The 1,375-nt window shown below is 42.0% G+C and carries 1 protein-coding gene; it reads right to left on the reverse strand.

Annotated features, from left to right (window positions below):
* Positions 1-260: 260 nt before the first annotated feature.
* On the reverse strand, positions 261-1,265 hold the full coding sequence (locus QOS03_RS09105; protein WP_283576185.1) for a LacI family DNA-binding transcriptional regulator: 1,005 nt from the start codon (positions 1,263-1,265) through the stop codon (positions 261-263).
* Between the last annotated feature and the right edge of the window lie 110 nt (positions 1,266-1,375).

The following is a 1,375-nucleotide window of genomic DNA, read 5'->3' on the forward strand; positions in this document are numbered from 1 at the left end:
TCTAGCCAATTTTAAATGCCCTCCAAATATAAGATGAATTTTCTATTTCATCTGTATACTTAGAGGGCATTATAGCCCTCACTCAAATCCATCTCGTAATCGATCGTTTCAATCTAAATGCATTTATTTGAAATCGCTTACAAATTATATTGTACGCATTTACTAAATAAAGTAAATAATTTATCAATAAAAATAAATCATTTACTTTATTTAGTAAATGATTTATCGGGATAGCTTAGCTAACCAGGGCATCTTTCAGTTTATTTCAATTTAAAACTTTCGCGCACGATTAAATTGGTATCGACCATTGCATGAACATGGGGACGCTTCGGATTGGCAATGGCATCTTTTAAAATATTCAGGGCCATGCGTGAGATTACCTGTTGATTAATGTTATAAGTCGATAATGGTGGCGAAACGTATTCAGAAATATCACTGTTGTTGATGCTGATGATACTGGTATCGCGTGGCACGATCACACCAGCATCGTTAAACGCCTGCAGCACTCCTACGCTCATGGTATCTGAAGCGATTAAAAAGCCTTCAGGCAATTGATCGCCATATTTTTTGGCGGCTTTTTCTCCGAGCTGACTCCCATTCAGCACGCTAAACGCACCATCTGAAAAGACATCGGCCTGCCTAAAACCCATCTCTTCAGCTACGATTTTAAATGCCGCTTCTCGTGAGTCGCGCCGTCTTGGGTGCTTGCCGATTCGTGGACCAACCCCGCCAATAAAGGCAATTCGTTGATAGCCAGCATCAGCAAACTGCTCTAAGGCATCACGTACCGTCATGGTCAGATTGGGCTGAACCGAGTCAAAAAGATGTGGCAAGGGATCCGTATCAACAAATACCCCAGCTGGCAGCAAGCGATGCAGCCGCTTAAAAATGCTCAACTCAACCTGGTCATCGCCAACACACAAAAAGCCTTGAAAGTCCTCGGCATTGTCAATCAGCTCCTCAGCATACTGAAAGACTTCTACGCGCATACCGGCATCTTCGATTGTTTCCAACAATGCATCCTTTAAGCTGGAAAAATAAGAATCCTGCAGCTGCTCTTGATTGTTCATTCGAAACAGCAATGCGATTGAAGGCGCAATTGCTGGCTTTTTACGATCCTGCCAGTAGCCAAGCTGATTGGCGACTTTTAAAATCTTATTGCGCGTCGTCTGCGTAACCGAAAGCGTCTGATCATTGTTGAGCAGTCGTGAAACCGTAGCTGGAGAATAGCCGGATCGTTGGGCAATCTCTTTGATGGTAACCATATTTTCACCTCTTATACTGATTTGTGTACATTGATTATACGCGATTTGCTAGTTCGTAACATTTAACAAAAAAAGCCTAACAAGGTTAGACTCAAAGTAGACTAAAAAAG

The sequence above is a fragment of the Limosilactobacillus pulli genome (assembly GCF_947381555.1).
Taxonomy (GTDB): Bacteria; Bacillota; Bacilli; order Lactobacillales; family Lactobacillaceae; genus Limosilactobacillus; species Limosilactobacillus pulli.

Bases quoted from the DNA above. Each gene is read 5' to 3' on its own strand.
- QOS03_RS09105 (WP_283576185.1), bottom strand. From the start codon at position 1,265: ATGGTTACCATCAAAGAGATTGCCCAACGATCCGGCTATTCTCCAGCT.